Origin of the sequence: Microbacterium sp. RU1D (assembly GCF_900156435.1) — a bacterium.
GTDB lineage: Bacteria > Actinomycetota > Actinomycetes > Actinomycetales > Microbacteriaceae > Microbacterium.
In genome coordinates this window covers 496,185-511,563 of sequence record NZ_FTPQ01000002.1, presented here as the reverse complement: position 1 = coordinate 511,563, position 15,379 = coordinate 496,185, and the positions used below count along the sequence as shown (strand labels likewise).

Sequence of the window (15,379 nt, the reverse complement as noted above, 5' to 3'; positions counted from 1 at the left end):
GCGGGGGCCGGGGCCCGGGACGTCAGGTCGTCGCGGCCACCACGGCGTCGATCAGTTGGTCGAGCGCCGGACCCTCGAGGGTCGGACCGGGGAGCGCATTGAGGTCGAGAACGGCGTTGAAGTAGAGCCCGTCGCTGACGAGCAGCACCATCTGCAGCGCCGTCTCGTCGCGGGTGTGCGCTCGCAGGCTCTCTTCCCACAGCTCCCGCACGCGGCGGAGAGAGGCGGATGCCGTGTCGTTGCCGTTCTGTGCGAGACGGGACACCGCGAGGATCGTCACGTCGAGGGGCGAGCCGGTGTTCTGCGACGAGCGCAGGTGCGCCGCAACGACGCCCTCGGCGGATTTCTCGATCTCGTCGACGTCCTCCTGGGCAAGACGCTCGAGGCGCTCGACCAGCGCGGCCTCGAGAGCGCTCTTCGAGTTGAAGTGGTAGAGCAGGCCGCCCTTCGACACGCCGGCGCCGCGCGCCGTGGCATCCATTGTCGCGGCGCGTTCCCCCTCGTCGACGAGGATCCGGGTGAAGGCGTCGAGGACGGCTTCGCGGGCGAGAGGGGGGCGGCTCATGACTCCTCGATCGTACTGGCGAGTGGGACGATTCTTCTGATACTATACCGGCTGGACGGTTTACAAACGGATCGGAAGAATGCTCACCTCGTCGTTGCCCACCTCGGAGATCACCGTCACTCGCGCCGGATGGCGCGGGTGGTTTGCGCTGGCGGTCCTCATGCTGCCCGTGCTGCTCGTCTCGGTCGACAACACGGTGCTGAGCTTCGCGCTTCCCGAGATCGCGCTGGCGCTGCAGCCCTCGAGCATCGAGCAGCTGTGGATCATCGACGTCTATCCGCTCGTGCTGGCAGGCCTGCTCGTCACGATGGGCACCCTCGGCGACCGGTTCGGACGCCGCCGTCTCCTGCTGATCGGTGCGACCGGGTTCGCCGCCGTCTCCGCCCTGTCGGCCTTCGCACCCACGGCCGCCCTGCTCATCGCGGGTCGCGCGCTGATGGGCGTCTTCGGTGCGATGCTCATGCCGTCGACGCTGTCCCTCCTGCGCAGCATCTTCCGCGACCGCGATCAGCGCCGTTTCGCCATCGCCATCTGGGCCTCGGGCTTCTCGGCGGGAGCCGCCCTCGGGCCCATCGTGGGAGGTTTCCTCCTCGAGCACTTCTCGTGGGGGTCGGTCTTCCTCATGGCGGTGCCGGTACTCGTCCCGCTGCTGATCCTGGCCCCGTTCTTCGTGCCCGAGAGCCGCGACCCGCACCCGGGCCGGTTCGACCCGGTGAGCGTCATGCTGTCGCTCGCGACGATGGTGCCGATCGTCTACGGCATCAAAAAGCTCGCCGTCGACGGCCCGCTCTCGCTCGCCCCGGCGCTCTTCGCGGTCGGCATCGTCTTCGGGTGGCTGTTCGTCCGCCGTCAGCGCTCGCTCGCCACCCCGATGCTCGACATGTCGTTGTTCCGTCGCGGCACGTTCTCCGGCGCCATCCTGGTCAATCTCTTGAGCGTGGTCGGACTCGTCGGCTTTCTCTACTTCGTCGCCCAGCACCTGCAGCTCGTGGTCGGGCTCTCGCCCATGGTCGCCGGGTTCGCGCTCCTGCCCGGGCTCGTCCTGATGATCATCTCGGGCCTCGCCGTGGTACCCGTCGCGAAGCGGTTCGCTCCCCGGGTGGTCGTACCCGTCGCCCTGGCGTTCTCGGTGGTGGCCTACGTGATGGTGGCGCTGTCGACAGCCGACCTCGTCCAACTCATCGTGGCGTTCGGCCTGCTCGGCATCGGGATCGGGGCCGCCGAGACGGTGTCGAACGAGCTCATCCTCTCCAGCGCTCCGTCGGCCAAGGCCGGTGCCGCGAGCGCGGTCTCCGAGACGGCCTACGAGGTCGGCGCGGTGCTGGGTACCGCCGTGCTCGGCGGCATCCTCGCGGCCTACTATCGGGCGCAGCTGGTGCTGCCGGCGGGGCTGCCGGGGGCCGCGGCCCAGGGCGCGCGCGAGACCCTCGCCGGCGCCATCGCGGTGTCGCAGACCCTCGACGACCCGGCGCTGGCCGATGCTCTGCGGCTCGCGGCCGCGCACGCCTTCGACTCCGGTGTGGTCATCACGGCCCTGATCGGTGCGGGGCTCATCGTCGTGGCGGCGGTCATCGCTGCCACTACCCTGGGAGGAACCCGCGGCGCGTCGTCGAAGTGACGTGCCCCGAGCTCTGAGGAGAGCGATGTCGCGTGTCGTGAAGCTGGCCGTCATTCCGGGTGACGGCATCGGTCCGGAGGTCGTCACCGAGGCTGTGAAGGTGCTCGACGCCGTCACCGCCGAATCGGACGTCACCTTCGAGAAGACACCGTTCTCGCTCGGTGCCGGGCGCTACCTCGAGACCGGCGACACGCTCACCGATGACGACCTGGAGGCGATCGCGGCCCACGACGCCATTCTGCTCGGCGCCGTCGGCGGCGTCCCGGGCGACCCCCGCCTCAAAGACGCGAACATCGAACGCGGCCTCTTGCTCAAGCTCCGCTTCGAGCTCGACCACTACGTCAACCTGCGGCCGTCCAAGCTCTACCCCGGTGCCGCCGGCCCCCTCGCCGACCCGGGCGCCATCGATTTCGTCGTGGTGCGCGAGGGCACGGAGGGGCCGTACGTCGGCAACGGAGGCGCCATCCGCCGCGGGACGCCGCACGAGGTCGCCAACGAGACGTCAGTGAACACCGCTTTCGGCGTCGAGCGCGTCGTGCGCTACGCCTTCGCCCTGGCCGAGCGCCGTCGACACAAGCTCACCCTCGTGCACAAGACCAACGTGCTCGTGCACGCCGGAGGCATGTGGAAGCGGATCGTCGACGCCGTGGCATCCGAGTTCCCGGGGGTCGACGTAGACTACCTGCACGTCGACGCGGCAACCATCTTCCTGGTCACGAACCCGGGCCGCTTCGACGTGATCGTCACCGACAACCTCTTCGGCGACATCCTGACCGACCTGGCCGGCGCCGTCACCGGTGGCATCGGCCTCGCCGCATCGGGCAACATCAACCCCGACGGCGCGTTCCCCTCGATGTTCGAGCCCGTGCACGGATCGGCGCCCGACATCGCGGGAAGCCAGAAGGCCGACCCCACGGCCGCGATCCTCTCCGTCGCCCTACTGCTCGATCACCTCGGGCTCGCCGACGAATCCGCCCGCGTCACCCGCGCGGTGGAAGACGACATCGCGAACCGCGAGGGCTCGCGCACCACCGCTCAGATCGGCGACGCCATCGCCGCACGCGTCCAGGCGTAACCTGGACCGACCGGCCCGCTTCGCCCCCGGCATACGAAGAGTTTTGGATCACAGATGACCACCATCGACACCGACCCCGACACCGGACTCGACCCCCTCGAGTTCGCGGTCACGCGCAACCTCGCGGCCAAGAGCGCCGCCGACCGGGATGCGATCCTCGCCAGCCCCGGCTTCGGTCAGAGCTTCACCGACCACATGGTCGACATCTGCTGGTCGGTCCGCGGTGGGTGGCACCGCCCGCGCGTCTCGCCCTACGGCCCCATCTCCCTCGACCCCGCGGCCGCGGTGCTGCACTACGGCCAGGAGATCTTCGAGGGCATCAAGGCCTATCGTCACGCCGACGGGTCTGTCCACACCTTCCGCCCCGACCAGAACGGACGCCGCCTGCAGCGCTCAGCCCGTCGCCTCGCCCTGCCCGAGCTGCCGGTTCCGTACTTCCTCCAGTCGCTGCGCGAGCTCATCGCCGTCGACGGCGCCTGGGTTCCCTCCGGCGAGGACCAGAGTCTCTACCTGCGTCCGTTCATGTTCGCCAAAGAGGCGTTCCTCGGCGTTCGTCCCGCGCACAAGGTCGCGTACTACCTGATCGCGAGCCCCGCCGGCGCCTACTTCAAGGGCGGCGTGCAGCCGGTCTCGATCTGGCTCAGCGAGGACTACTCCCGCGCGGGCAAGGGCGGAACGGGCGCGGCCAAGACCGGCGGCAACTACGCCGCGAGCCTGCTGCCCCAGTCCGAGGCGTACGAGAACGAGTGCGACCAGGTCGTCTTCCTCGACCAGGACCGCAACGTCGAGGAGCTCGGCGGCATGAACGTCGTCTTCGTCTACAAGGACGGCACGATCGTCACTCCGCAGTCCGATTCGATCCTCGAGGGCATCACGCGCGATTCGCTCCTGCAGCTCGCGCGCGATCGCGGCCACCACGTCGAGGGGCGCAACGTCTCGCTGACCGAGTGGCGTGAGGGCGTGGCATCCGGAGACATCGTCGAGGTGTTCGCGTGCGGGACCGCCGCCGTCGTGACCCCGATCGGCATCCTGAAGGGCCGCGACTTCATCGACGAGCAGCCCTCGGGCACGCTCGCTCTCGAACTGCGCGAGGAGCTGACGAACATCCAGTACGGCCGCGCCGAAGACAAGCACGGCTGGCTGTACCGCCTCGACGCCTGATCGACGTCGTCGAATGGAGGGGTCCCCGGATGCCGGGGGCCCCTTCGTCGCGTGCACCGGGGGCTTCGACAGGCTCAGCCCGCTGACGTCGCAGCTCCGACGGAAGCGAGGTCCCCGAGCCTGTCGAAGGGACCGGGCCCCGCCCGTGTCGGACCCCGCGGATAGGCTGGCCGGGTGAAGATCGCTCGATTCAGCCACCAAGACGCCCTTCGCTACGGCATCGTCGACGACGACCATGTCGTCGTGCTCGAGGGCGACCCCATGTTCGCCGGGTTCGACACCACGGGTGAGCGCATCCCGCTCTCCGACGTGGCACTGCTGGCGCCCGTCATCCCGCGTTCGAAAGTCGTGTGCATCGGCAAGAACTACCACGACCACGCCGCCGAGATGGGTGGGGAGGCGCCCGCCGAACCGCTCATGTTCCTCAAGCCCAACACCTCGGTGATCGGCCCGAACGACGCGATCGTGCGCCCTACCGCGCTGAGCTCGCAGACCGACTACGAGGGCGAGCTCGCCGTCGTCATCGGCCGCATCGCCAAGAACATCCCGGCCGAACGCGCGGGGGAGTACATCTTCGGTTACACCGTCGCCAACGACGTCACCGCGCGCGACCTCCAGCGCAGTGACGGTCAGTGGTCGCGTGCGAAGGGGTTCGACACCTTCTGCCCCATCGGCCCCGTGATCGAGACCGACCTCGACGTCTCGGCGGCGAGGATCGTGACGCGCGTCAACGGCGAGGTCCGGCAGGACGGCCCGGTCTCCGACATGGTCCACGACATCCCGACCCTCGTGGCGTACGCCTCGGCGGTGTTCACGCTGCTCCCGGGAGACCTCATCCTCACCGGGACGCCGGCCGGAATCGGATCGTTCGGTGCGGGTGACGTCGTCGAGGTCGAGATCGACGGCATCGGAGTGCTGCGCAACACCGCCCGCGATGCCTGACACCGCCGCGCCGGCGGGCATCGACCTCGTCGCGACGCAGCGCCGGACGGTGCGCGTGCTCGCGGCGGGGCAGGTGCTCACCGGTGTGGCGTTCGGGGCGACGCTCTCGCTCGGCGCCCTCCTCGCGGCCGACCTGTCGGGGCAGGAGTCCCTGTCGGGCTTCGCGACGGCCTCGGTCACGCTGGGCGCCGCGCTCACCGCGATCCCGCTGGCGCGTCTCGCGGCCCGCCGGGGCCGGCGCCTCGCATTGACCACCGGAAACATCGCGGCGTTGACGGGCATCGCGGTGGTCATCGCCGCGGCGGCGGTGCGCGCCTTCCCCCTGCTGCTCGTGGGTATCGCCCTCATCGGGGCCGGCAACGCCGCGACCCTTCAGTCGCGCTTCGCCGCGACCGACCTCGCTCCCACCGCGCGGCGGGGCCGTGACCTCGCCACGGTGGTGTGGGCCACCACGGTCGGCGGCGTGGTCGGTCCGCTCCTGCTCGCGCCCGGCGAGCTTCTCGGAGCGAGCATCGGGATGCCGCGCCTCACGGGCGCGTACCTCTTTTCGTTCGCGGCCCAGGCGTGCGCCTTCGCGCTCTACGTGCTCGTGCTCCGCCCCGATCCGCTTCTCCTCGCCCAACGGCTGGACCGCGAGGGCGCGGCTTCCGCCCCGGTGGCGCCGCAGGTCGACCGCCCGGCACTCGCCCGCTTCGCGATGCTCGCCGTGGCCGCCTCGCACGTGACGATGGCGTCGGTGATGGCGATGACTCCCGTGCATCTGTCGCACATCGTGGCCCCGGATGCCGTGACCCTGGCCGTCGGCGTCACGATCGCCCTTCACGTGTTCGGCATGTACGGGCTGTCGCCGGTGTTCGGCATCCTGGCCGACCGCTGGGGGCGGATCCCGGTCATCCTGCTCGGGCAGGCACTGCTGGCATCGTCGCTCGCGACGGCGGCGGCCTTCGGCGAGACGCAGGCCGGTGTCCTGGTCGCGTTGGTGTTGCTCGGCTTCGGGTGGAGCGCGGCGACGGTGGCCGGCTCGGCGCTGCTGACCGAGGCGACCCCGCTCGCCGTGCGCCCGCGACGACAGGGACGCAGCGACACCCTGATGACGGCATGCGCCGCTGCGGGATCCGTGCTGGCGGGGGTCATTCTCGGTCTCGCCGGGTACGGCGGCCTCGCGCTCTGGGCGTTGGTTCCGGTGGGCCTGGTCTGCCTGGGAGCATCGCTGGTGGTGCGACGCGCTACCGCACCCGCGCGCGCGTAAGGGGGCGTCGAGATCGCAGGCGTGGTCTGCCGCGGAGCGCCGCTGGTGGTGCCGCGTGCTGCCGCGTCCGCGTGCGTGAGGGAGGAGGCGGGGAGGTTCCTCCCCTGCCCGTCCCGAGGGGTGGGGCGACGTCAGATGGCGTAGACCAGGCCGTCGAAGGCGGAGAGGTCGTCTCCGCCGCGGACGCCGAGGGCGTGCAGGGCCCGATCGACATCGAGCTCGTCGTTGAAGACGTGGAACGCCACGCGCGCGCGACCCGCGCGTCCCGACGCCGTGATGCCGTGCGCGGTGAGCTGCGCGAGCGCTTCGCCGGTGGCATCCGGCCACGTGACGATGGCCGAAGGGCGTTCGGGGTGGGGGAGGCCCAGGCCGTCACGGAATCGGGCGGCCAGGGCCGTGGTGTGCGCGTAGGTCGCGGTGATGTCGGCGTCGGCGAACAGGGCGAGGGCCGGGGCGGCACCCACGAACGCCTGCCACGCGGGTGAGACGTCGAAGCGCCGTGCGTCCGAGGCGAGTACGCCGCCGGCGCCGTAGCACGACGACCACGGGTCGTCGCCGGAGTACCAGCCGGCCTGCACCGGACGGAGCTCGCGCGCGAACGCGGGCGAGAGCGTGAGGAACGACACCCCACGCGGGCAGCAGAGCCACTTGTAGGCGTGGCAGACCGTGGCGTCGAACATCGTCGCGTCGACGGGCAGCCACCCGGCGGCCTGCGTGAGGTCGCAGAGCGTCCGCGCACCGGCACGCGCGGCCGCCGCGACGATCCCGACAGCGTCGGCCACCTCGCCGGTCGCCGACTGCACGAGCGAAAAGGCGACGAGCCACGTGTCGGGGGAGACGGCGGCGGCGAGCTCGGGCAGGGGAGCGGTGCGCAGTCGGATGCCCCGCCCCGCGTGCGTGAAGGGCGCGACGAGCGAGGCGAAGTCGCCCTCCGCGCAGAGCACCTCGGCGCCGTCGGGCACCGACGCGGCGATGAGCGCGACCTGCACCGACGTCTGCGAGCCGATCGCGACGTCGCCGACGGGCGCGCTCACGAGGTGGGCGTAGGACGCCCGTGCGTTTTCGACCGCCTGCGAGGCCGCCACGACGTCGGGACGACCGGATGCCGCGGCGTCGAGGTCGGCGCGGACGGCGCGCACCGTGGCGCGGGACGGGAGGCCGAGGGTGCAGGCGGCGAGGTAGTCGCGGCCGCCGGCGAAGTGCGTGGTGAGGCTGCTCATGGAACCAGGGTCGCCCGTCGTGTGCCATTGCACTAGAGCAGGTGTTGCATGAGAAGCATCCACTCTGCTTATGTGTCGGAATGAGCGACATCGACGACGGCCTCGACGCCCACGGCCTCCGCGTGGTCAAGGCGATCGCCGACACCGGCTCGATCACCGCCGCGGCGCGCGCCCTCGGCTACAGCCAGCCCGCGGTCAGCCAGCAACTGCGGCGCCTCGAGCAGCGCGCGGGCATGCCCATCGTCGAGCGCGTCGGCCGGGGGGTGCGACTCACCGAAGCCGGGTGGGTGCTCGCCCGTCACGCGGCGACGGTGACGACCGCCCTCGACGCCGCCGCGGGCGACCTCGCCGAGCTGAGGGGGCTGCGTGCCGGTCGCGTGCGGATCGCGGCGTTCCCCTCCGCCTCCTCGACCGTCGTGCCGCAGGTCATCGCCGCGGTCACGGCCCGGCGCCCCGGCGTGTCGATCAGCTTCGTCGAGGCGGAGCCGCCCGAGGCCATCTCCGCCGTGCGCGAGGACCGCGCCGACATCGCCCTCATCTACAGCTACCCCGGCGACCGGCGCGAGCAGCTCACGCAGGCCGCCGCCGGTCTCTCGGTGCGCCGCCTCGGCGACGACGACACCGTCGTGGTCGTCCCGGCCGACCACGCCGCGGCGGCCGACGACCCCATCGATCTCTCCCTGCTGGCGGGGGAGCGGTGGATCGCGGGCTGTCCCCAGTGCCGCGGTCACCTGCTCGAGGCGTGCGGGCGGGCGGGGTTCACCCCCGACATCGCGTTCGAGACCGACAACTACATCGCGGTCGAGAACCTCGTCGCGCTCGGCGTAGGCATGGCGATCCTGCCGCGCATGGCCGTGGCATCCCTCCCCCTTCCGGCCGGCATCGCCGTACCGCGCCTCCCGTCCGCCGAGGCGCGCACCCTGCACGTCGTCACCGCCCGCGGCGCCGAGAGCGTCCCGGCGGTCGGCGCGGCCCTCGAGGTCGTCGCCGAGGTGCTGTCCGACCAACGGCCCTCCGGCGCCCGCCGGTAGGATCGAGGGGATGTCTGCCACGCCCGATCCCCGCACCACGACCGCCTCCGGCGCCGACGTTCGCGTCCGCTTCTGCCCGTCTCCGACGGGACTGCCGCACGTTGGTCTCATCCGCACCGTGTTGTTCAACTGGGCGTACGCCCGACACAACGGCGGGAAGCTCGTCTTCCGTATCGAAGACACCGACGCCGCGCGCGACAGCGAGGAGAGCTACCAGCAGCTCCTCGACGCCCTGCGGTGGATGAACATCGATTGGGACGAGGGTGTCGAGGTCGGCGGCCCGCACGCCCCGTACCGGCAGTCGCAGCGCCACGAGATCTACCGCGACGTGCTCGACAAGCTCATCGCGGCCGGCGCGGTGTACGAGAGCTACTCGACCGCCGAAGAGATCGACGCCCGCAACGAGGCGAACGGCCGCGCCAAGCAGCTCGGCTACGACAACTACGACCGCGACCTCACCGACGAGCAGCGTGAGGCGTTCCGCGCCGAAGGCCGCCAGCCCGCCTGGCGCCTGCGCGTCCCCGATCACGACCTCAGCTACGTCGACCTCATCCGCGGTGAGGTGACCTTCCCGGCGGGGTCGTTCCCCGACTTCGTGCTCGTGCGCGCCGGCGGCGTGCCGCTCTATCCCTTCGTGAACCCGGTCGACGACGCTCTCATGGGAATCACCCACGTCATCCGCGGTGAAGACCTCATGCCGTCGACGGCGCGTCAGCTCGCCCTGTACTCCGCCCTGGTGGATGCCGGAGTGACGACGTTCATCCCGCGCTTCGGCCACATGCCGCTCGTGTTGGGCGAGACCGGCAACAAGAAGCTCTCGAAGCGGGATCCGCAGGCCGACCTCTTCCTGCAGCGCGAGAAGGGCTTCATCCACGAGGGCCTGCTGAACTACCTCTCGCTGCTGGGATGGTCGCTCGCGAGCGACCGCGACGTGTTCTCGCTCGACGAGATGATCGCGGCATTCGACATCGCCGACGTCAACCCCAACCCCGCCCGCTTCGATCAGAAGAAGGCGGAAGCGATCAACGGCGACCACATCCGCATGTTGGATGCCGACGACTTCGCCGCGCGGATCGTTCCCTACCTCGCGGGTGCGGGCTTCATCGCGGAGCAGCCGTCGGAGGAGCACCGCGCCATCATCGCGGCCGCAGCACCCCTCGTGCAGGAGCGCGTGCAGCTCCTCGGTGAGGTGCCGGGCATGCTCGGGTTCCTCTTCGTCTCCGACGTCGCCTACGCCGATGACGCGCTGAAGGGACTCCCCGCGAACGCGGCGGAGGTGCTCACGGCATCCGTCCGCGCCCTCGAGGGTGTCGACGACTTCACCGCCGCCGGTGTGCAGGCGGCGCTGTCGACGGCGCTCGTCGACGAGCTCGGACTCAAGCCCCGCGTGGCGTACGGCCCGCCGCGCGTCGCCCTGACGGGCCGACGCGTGTCGCCGCCGCTGTTCGAGTCGATGGAGCTGCTCGGCAAGAGTGAGACGCTGCGGCGCCTGAACGCTCTGGTGGAGCACCTGGGCTGAGCGCCCCTCGTCTGCGCGACGCGCGCGGGCGGGGCGGGATTTGGCAGGGGAGCAGCTCTCACGTAAGCTTGATCCTCGGCACGAGTTCCGGCTCAGCGCCTTGGGGTATGGTGTAATTGGCAACACGGCGGTTTCTGGTTCCGTTGTTCTTGGTTCGAGTCCAGGTACCCCAGCTTCGAGAAAAGTCCCGATGATCAACAGATCACCGGGACTTTTCCGTTTCTCCCAGCCCGCGCCGAAGCGGCGGGGCCACACTGGTGCGATGGGACTCTTCGTACAGCGACCCGAAGAACCGAGCGAGTGGGCCGGGCTGCCCGGCGAGCCGGTGCGGCACCGCTCGCGCGCCGAGGTGCTGCCCGATGACGAGGGCGCGGAAGCCTCCCCGGCGGGCCTGCTGGGGCTGGTGGATGCGCCGGTCGCCTCGATCGACATCCCCCTCCCGTCCGTCGATGGTGCGGGGGAGTGACCGCGTGACGTCGGGTCTCCTCCCGGTGCGAAGCCCGGCAGGGCGGATGCCGCGCACTTTCGCCCTCGCGGCGGTCGCGCTCCCACTGGTCATCGCGGGCTGCACCCCGACGGCATCCGCTCCCGCCGTTCCGGCGGAGAGTATCGCGGCGCCTTCTCCCTCGACCTCGCCGGGGGAGCAGGTGCTCCCGCCGGCCGTCGTCTCACCCGGCGATCTCGCGGGCACCGACGTGAGTGTCAGCATCGGCAGCGCGCTCGTCGTCGCCGTCCCCGACGGCACGGAAGCCGAGTGGACCGGGACCACCGCCGACGTCACGATCGCGGAGTTCTCCGCCGGCGGTCCGTCGGAGGGTGCGGTGTTCCGTCCGGGGTTCGTCGCCCGCGCGCTCGGGACGACGGCCGCGACCGTCACCGGCCCGGACGGGCAGCAGGTCGACTTCACCATCTCGGTCGTCGCGCCCTAGTCGCCATCCCGCCCTGACCGCCGCATGGCGCGGAACCTGGGCACCTCTCGCTGTCGGGGAGGCGACGTCCGGCGGCGTCGCCGCGACCGTGAGACGCCCGGAGGCGCGTCTGCGCGTCGACGGGGCGCCCGTTCGACAACAGCACGCGCAGATGGCGGGGGGAGGCGCCCGAATCTGTTGCCTCATGTGGCTTCATGTTGTACTGTGTGGGAATCCTCGAAGGAGATCCCGTGTACGCAATGGAGCGCCAGCAGCTCATCGAGCGCGAACTGCGCGAGGTCGGACGTGTCAGCGTCGTCGATCTCGCCCGCCGCTTCGACGTGACCACGGAGACCGTGCGCCGCGACCTCGACCGGCTCGAGAGCCTGGGCTCCCTGCGCCGCGTGCACGGCGGCGCCGTCGACATCGGCCGCGCCAGCACCGCCGAGTCCCCGCTGAACGAGCGCCGCGAGCGCCACGGTGACGCGAAGCGCGCGATCGCCGCGGCCGCGGTCGCGCTGCTCGGTCCCGACTTCCGGGGTTCGGTGTTCCTCGACGCCGGCACGACCCCCGCCGCCGTCGCAGCTCTCCTTCCCGAGGCGCTCGGCGCGGGCATCGGCCGCGTCGAGGTCGTCACGCACTCGCTCGAGGCCGCGCACGTGCTCTCGGGCGACGACCGCCTGTCGCTGACCACCATCGGTGGCCGGGTCCGCGGGGTCACCGCCGCCGCCGTCGGCGCCCACACCGTGCGCACCATCGGCCAGCTGCGGCCCGACATCGCCTTCGTCGGTACGAACGGCCTGAGCGCGGGCTTCGGCCTGAGCACGCCCGACCCCGACGAGGCCGCGGTGAAGGCCGCCATCATCCAGTCGGCTCGTCGCGTCGTGCTCGTCGCGGACGCCGCCAAATTCGGAGAGGAATTGCTCGTGCGCTTCGCCCAGCTCGACGAGATCGACGTTCTCGTGACGGATGCGGCGCCGCCCGCCGACCTGGCCGAGGCCCTCGCCGACGCCGACATCGAGGTGCGTGTCGCATGATCGTCACCCTCACCGCCAATCCTTCGGCCGACCGCGCCGTCGTGTTGTCCGAGGCGCTGCAGCCCGGAGAGGTGCAGCGCGCCTCATCGTCGCGCGAGGATGCCGGGGGCAAGGGCGTCAACGTCGCGCGTGTCGTCTCGGCGGCCGGTGCCCCCGCCCGGGCGGTCGTCCCCGTCGGCCAGCACGACCCCTACCGCGTCCTGTTGGAGGACACCGGCATCGCCCTCGACCTCGTCGAGGTCGCCGGTCGCGCGCGGGCCAACCTCACCATCACCGATCCGTCGGGGGAGACGACCAAGCTCAACCTCCCGGGCGCGGAACTCAGCGCCGCCGAGGCCTCCGCGCTCACCGCGGGCGTCGTGGCCGCTGCCGAGGGGGCGACTTGGCTCGTGCTCGCGGGATCGCTGCCGCCCGGCGTCCCCGCGACCTTCTACGCCGACCTCATCGAGGCCGTACGGTCGCGATGGGGAGCCGCCGCTCCGCGCATCGCCGTCGACGCCTCCGGCGAGGCCCTCGCCGCGGTCGTCGCGACCGCCCGTCCCGACCTCATCAAGCCCAACCACGAGGAGCTCGCGGAACTCGTGGGCGAGGATGCCGAGGCCGACGTCGACGTGCTCGCCGAGGCCGCGCGGCGTGCCACCGCCCTCGTGCCCGAACGCGCGGCATCCGCCCTCGTGACCCTCGGCGCCGACGGTGCGCTGCTGTTCACCGCCGAGGGTGCGTGGCGCGGACGCGCCCCCAAGATCCAGGTCCGAAGCACGGTCGGCGCGGGCGACAGCTCGCTCGCCGGTTACCTGCTGGCCGACCTCGACGGGGCCTCGGCCCCCGACCGTCTCGCGCGCAGCATCGCCTACGGCGCCGCTGCCGCGACCCTGCCGGGGACGCAGGCCCCGACACCGGCCGATCTGCCCGCCGAGCCGATCGCCGTATCCGATTTCGCCACCCCCATCGCAACATCCTGACCACGGAGGTCACTGACAATGTCCGACATCATCACTCCGGAGCTCGTCACTCTCGACGTGCCCCTGGGCACCGACAAGCAGTCGGTGATCCGTGCCCTGGCCGAGCGCGTCGTCGCGCAGGGCCGCGCGACGAGCGCACAGGAGCTCTTCGACGACGCGTGGGCCCGCGAGCAGAAGGACGAGACCGGCCTGCCCGGCGGCATCGGCATCCCACACGCGCGCAGCGCCTCGGTCACCGAGCCCACCCTCGCCTTCGCGCGCCTGACCCCGGGCGTCGACTTTGGCGCCCCCGACGGCCCCGCCGACATCGTGTTCCTCATCGCCGCGCCCGCCGGTGCCGACGAGGCCCACCTCGCGGTGCTGTCGCAGCTGGCCCGCAGCCTCATGAACGACCAGTTCATGTCGGGCCTGCGCGCCGCGCAGACGCCCTCGGACGCGGTGCGCATCATCACGGATGCCGTGAACCCGACCCCCGCGCCCGCGGCGGCCGCCGAGGCTCCCGCCGCCACGCGCGCCGAAGCCCGCACCGCCACGGCGACGAAGACAAAGAAGATCGTCGCCGTCACCGCGTGCGCCACCGGCATCGCTCACACGTTCATGGCCGCCGACGCGCTCACCGCCGCCGGCGCCGAGACCGACGGCGTCGAGCTCGTCGTCGAGCCGCAGGGCTCGAGCGGCTACAAGGCGCTCCCGCAGAGCGTGATCGACGACGCCGACGCCGTGATCTTCGCCGTCGACGTCGACGTGCGCGAGCCGCAGCGCTTCGCGGGCAAGCCCGTCGTGCGCGCCGGCGTCAAGCGCGGCATCGAGCAGCCGAAGCAGCTCATCGCCGAGGCGCTGGCGGCGAGCGAGAACCCGAACGCCGCGCGCGTGCAGGGCGGTGCCGCCGCGGCATCCGCGTCCGACGCTCCGGTCGCGCAGCAGTCGGTCGGCCGCCGCATCCAGCGGTGGCTGCTGACCGGTGTCAGCTACATGATCCCCTTCGTCGCCGGTGGCGGTCTCCTCATCGCCTTGGGCTTCCTGCTCGGCGGCTACCAGGTGACGCAGAACGCCGCGAACGTCATCATCCAGAACTCGCTGTGGGACCTTCCCACCGAGGGCATCACCTCGCCGCTCGGCCCGGTCGGCCAGTACCTCGGCTCGGTCGCCTTCATGATCGGCGCGACCTCCATGGGCTTCATCGTCGCCGTGCTCGCGGGCTTCATCGCCTACGCGATCGCCGACCGCCCCGGTATCGCGCCCGGCTTCGTCGCCGGTGCCGTCGCCGTGCTCATGAACGCCGGCTTCATCGGCGGCATCATCGGCGGCCTGCTCGCCGGTTTCATCGCCTGGTGGCTCGGTCGCTTCGACGCCCCGCGCTGGCTGCGTGGACTCATGCCCGTCGTCATCGTGCCGTTCCTGGGCTCGATCTTCGCCTCGGGCCTGATGATCCTGTTCCTCGGTCGCCCGATCGCCGCGCTCATGACCGCCCTCACCGACGGCCTCACCTCGCTCGCCGCTTCGGGCGCCGGCGCGATCCTGCTCGGTGTGATCCTCGGCCTCATGATGTGCTTCGACCTGGGTGGGCCGGTCAACAAGGTCGCCTACGTCTTCGCCACGACGGGCCTCGCCGCCGCCACCCAGACCAACACCGCGCCCTACCTGATCATGGCCGCCGTGATGGCCGCCGGTATGGTCCCGCCGCTCGCCATGGCCCTGGCCTCGACCCTCCTCGCCCGCAAGAAGTTCACCCCGGTCGAGCGCGAGAACGGCGCGGCCGCGTGGCTGCTCGGCGCCTCGTTCATCTCCGAGGGGGCGATCCCGTTCGCAGCGGCCGACCCGCTGCGCGTCATCCCCGCCTCGATGGTGGGCGGTGCGATCACGGGTGGACTGAGCATGCTCTTCGGTGTGCAGTCGTTCGCCCCGCACGGCGGCATCTTCGTCTTCTTCGCGATCAACCCGTTCTGGGGTTTCGCCCTCGCGATCGTGGCGGGTACCGTCGTGACGGCGCTGATCGTCGTGGCCCTCAAGGGCATCGGCCGCAGCACCAAGGACGCCGCCGTCGCCGAGGCCGCTCCCGCAGCCACGGTCGCCGCGTAACACCCCGTCGAAT

The 15,379-nt window shown here is 71.4% G+C and carries 14 protein-coding genes and 1 tRNA gene; 13 read left to right on the top strand and 2 right to left on the bottom strand.

Annotation, left to right across the window (positions count from 1 at the left end; genetic code table 11):
• Positions 1–22 precede the first annotated feature (22 nt).
• Positions 23–565, bottom strand: a complete 543-nt coding sequence (locus B0B15_RS11205; RefSeq protein ID WP_076676088.1) for a TetR/AcrR family transcriptional regulator — start codon at positions 563–565, stop codon at positions 23–25.
• A 79-nt stretch (positions 566–644) separates the two neighbouring features.
• Between B0B15_RS11205 and B0B15_RS11200 the strand changes: the two genes are divergently transcribed.
• The 5 genes from B0B15_RS11200 (at position 645) to B0B15_RS11180 (ending at position 6,610) form a co-directional block, all read left to right on the top strand.
• Positions 645–2,183, top strand: coding sequence for an MFS transporter (locus tag B0B15_RS11200; protein WP_076676086.1), 1,539 nt, complete (start codon positions 645–647; stop codon positions 2,181–2,183).
• A 25-nt stretch (positions 2,184–2,208) separates the two neighbouring features.
• Complete coding sequence (locus B0B15_RS11195) at positions 2,209–3,258, top strand: 3-isopropylmalate dehydrogenase (protein ID WP_076676084.1); 1,050 nt, start codon at positions 2,209–2,211, stop codon at positions 3,256–3,258.
• Positions 3,259–3,312: 54 nt separating this feature from the next.
• On the top strand, positions 3,313–4,419 hold the full coding sequence (locus B0B15_RS11190; protein WP_076676082.1) for a branched-chain amino acid aminotransferase: 1,107 nt from the start codon (positions 3,313–3,315) through the stop codon (positions 4,417–4,419).
• A gap of 174 nt (positions 4,420–4,593) precedes the next feature.
• A complete protein-coding gene (locus B0B15_RS11185; RefSeq protein WP_076676080.1) occupies positions 4,594–5,361 on the top strand; it encodes a fumarylacetoacetate hydrolase family protein in 768 nt (255 codons plus the stop codon).
• The gene (locus B0B15_RS11180) at positions 5,354–6,610 is read left to right on the top strand and encodes an MFS transporter (protein WP_076676078.1); all 1,257 of its coding nucleotides are present in this window, start codon (positions 5,354–5,356) and stop codon (positions 6,608–6,610) included. The genes B0B15_RS11185 and B0B15_RS11180 overlap by 8 nt, the downstream gene beginning before the upstream one ends.
• Positions 6,611–6,741: 131 nt before the next feature.
• On the opposite strand, the gene B0B15_RS11175 is transcribed toward B0B15_RS11180, so the two are convergent.
• On the bottom strand, positions 6,742–7,830 hold the full coding sequence (locus tag B0B15_RS11175) for an aminotransferase class V-fold PLP-dependent enzyme (RefSeq protein ID WP_076676076.1): 1,089 nt from the start codon (positions 7,828–7,830) through the stop codon (positions 6,742–6,744).
• A gap of 80 nt (positions 7,831–7,910) precedes the next feature.
• Here B0B15_RS11175 and B0B15_RS11170 point away from each other — a divergent pair, with 80 nt between their 5' ends.
• The 8 genes from B0B15_RS11170 to B0B15_RS11135 all read left to right on the top strand — a co-directional run bounded on the left by B0B15_RS11170 (position 7,911) and on the right by B0B15_RS11135 (position 15,366).
• The gene (locus tag B0B15_RS11170) at positions 7,911–8,861 is read left to right on the top strand and encodes a LysR family transcriptional regulator (protein ID WP_076676074.1); all 951 of its coding nucleotides are present in this window, start codon (positions 7,911–7,913) and stop codon (positions 8,859–8,861) included.
• A 10-nt stretch (positions 8,862–8,871) separates the two neighbouring features.
• Positions 8,872–10,380 carry a glutamate--tRNA ligase gene (gltX, locus tag B0B15_RS11165; protein ID WP_076676072.1) on the top strand — a complete coding sequence of 503 codons (1,509 nt, stop codon included), beginning with the start codon at positions 8,872–8,874 and terminating at the stop codon, positions 10,378–10,380.
• Positions 10,381–10,481: 101 nt separating this feature from the next.
• Positions 10,482–10,553, top strand: a tRNA-Gln gene (locus B0B15_RS11160).
• A gap of 89 nt (positions 10,554–10,642) precedes the next feature.
• Complete coding sequence (locus B0B15_RS11155; RefSeq protein ID WP_176776623.1) at positions 10,643–10,846, top strand: hypothetical protein; 204 nt, start codon at positions 10,643–10,645, stop codon at positions 10,844–10,846.
• 46 nt (positions 10,847–10,892) lie between these two features.
• Positions 10,893–11,309, top strand: coding sequence for a hypothetical protein (locus B0B15_RS11150; protein ID WP_076676068.1), 417 nt, complete (start codon positions 10,893–10,895; stop codon positions 11,307–11,309).
• Positions 11,310–11,539: 230 nt separating this feature from the next.
• Positions 11,540–12,325 carry a DeoR/GlpR family DNA-binding transcription regulator gene (locus B0B15_RS11145; RefSeq protein WP_176776622.1) on the top strand — a complete coding sequence of 262 codons (786 nt, stop codon included), beginning with the start codon at positions 11,540–11,542 and terminating at the stop codon, positions 12,323–12,325.
• On the top strand, positions 12,322–13,287 hold the full coding sequence (gene pfkB, locus B0B15_RS11140) for a 1-phosphofructokinase (protein WP_076676065.1): 966 nt from the start codon (positions 12,322–12,324) through the stop codon (positions 13,285–13,287). Before B0B15_RS11145 ends, pfkB begins: the two co-directional genes overlap by 4 nt.
• 18 nt (positions 13,288–13,305) lie before the next feature.
• Positions 13,306–15,366, top strand: a complete 2,061-nt coding sequence (locus B0B15_RS11135; RefSeq protein WP_076676063.1) for a PTS fructose transporter subunit IIABC — start codon at positions 13,306–13,308, stop codon at positions 15,364–15,366.
• Positions 15,367–15,379: the final 13 nt, after the last annotated feature.

Bases quoted from the DNA above. Each gene is read 5' to 3' on its own strand.
- B0B15_RS11205 (WP_076676088.1), bottom strand. From the start codon at position 565: ATGAGCCGCCCCCCTCTCGCCCGCGAAGCCGTCCTCGACGCCTTCACC.
- B0B15_RS11200 (WP_076676086.1), top strand. From the start codon at position 645: ATGCTCACCTCGTCGTTGCCCACCTCGGAGATCACCGTCACTCGCGCC.
- B0B15_RS11195 (WP_076676084.1), top strand. From the start codon at position 2,209: ATGTCGCGTGTCGTGAAGCTGGCCGTCATTCCGGGTGACGGCATCGGT.
- B0B15_RS11190 (WP_076676082.1), top strand. From the start codon at position 3,313: ATGACCACCATCGACACCGACCCCGACACCGGACTCGACCCCCTCGAG.
- B0B15_RS11180 (WP_076676078.1), top strand. From the start codon at position 5,354: ATGCCTGACACCGCCGCGCCGGCGGGCATCGACCTCGTCGCGACGCAG.
- B0B15_RS11175 (WP_076676076.1), bottom strand. From the start codon at position 7,830: ATGAGCAGCCTCACCACGCACTTCGCCGGCGGCCGCGACTACCTCGCC.
- B0B15_RS11170 (WP_076676074.1), top strand. From the start codon at position 7,911: ATGAGCGACATCGACGACGGCCTCGACGCCCACGGCCTCCGCGTGGTC.
- gltX (WP_076676072.1), top strand. From the start codon at position 8,872: ATGTCTGCCACGCCCGATCCCCGCACCACGACCGCCTCCGGCGCCGAC.
- B0B15_RS11155 (WP_176776623.1), top strand. From the start codon at position 10,643: ATGGGACTCTTCGTACAGCGACCCGAAGAACCGAGCGAGTGGGCCGGG.
- B0B15_RS11150 (WP_076676068.1), top strand. From the start codon at position 10,893: ATGCCGCGCACTTTCGCCCTCGCGGCGGTCGCGCTCCCACTGGTCATC.
- pfkB (WP_076676065.1), top strand. From the start codon at position 12,322: ATGATCGTCACCCTCACCGCCAATCCTTCGGCCGACCGCGCCGTCGTG.
- B0B15_RS11135 (WP_076676063.1), top strand. From the start codon at position 13,306: ATGTCCGACATCATCACTCCGGAGCTCGTCACTCTCGACGTGCCCCTG.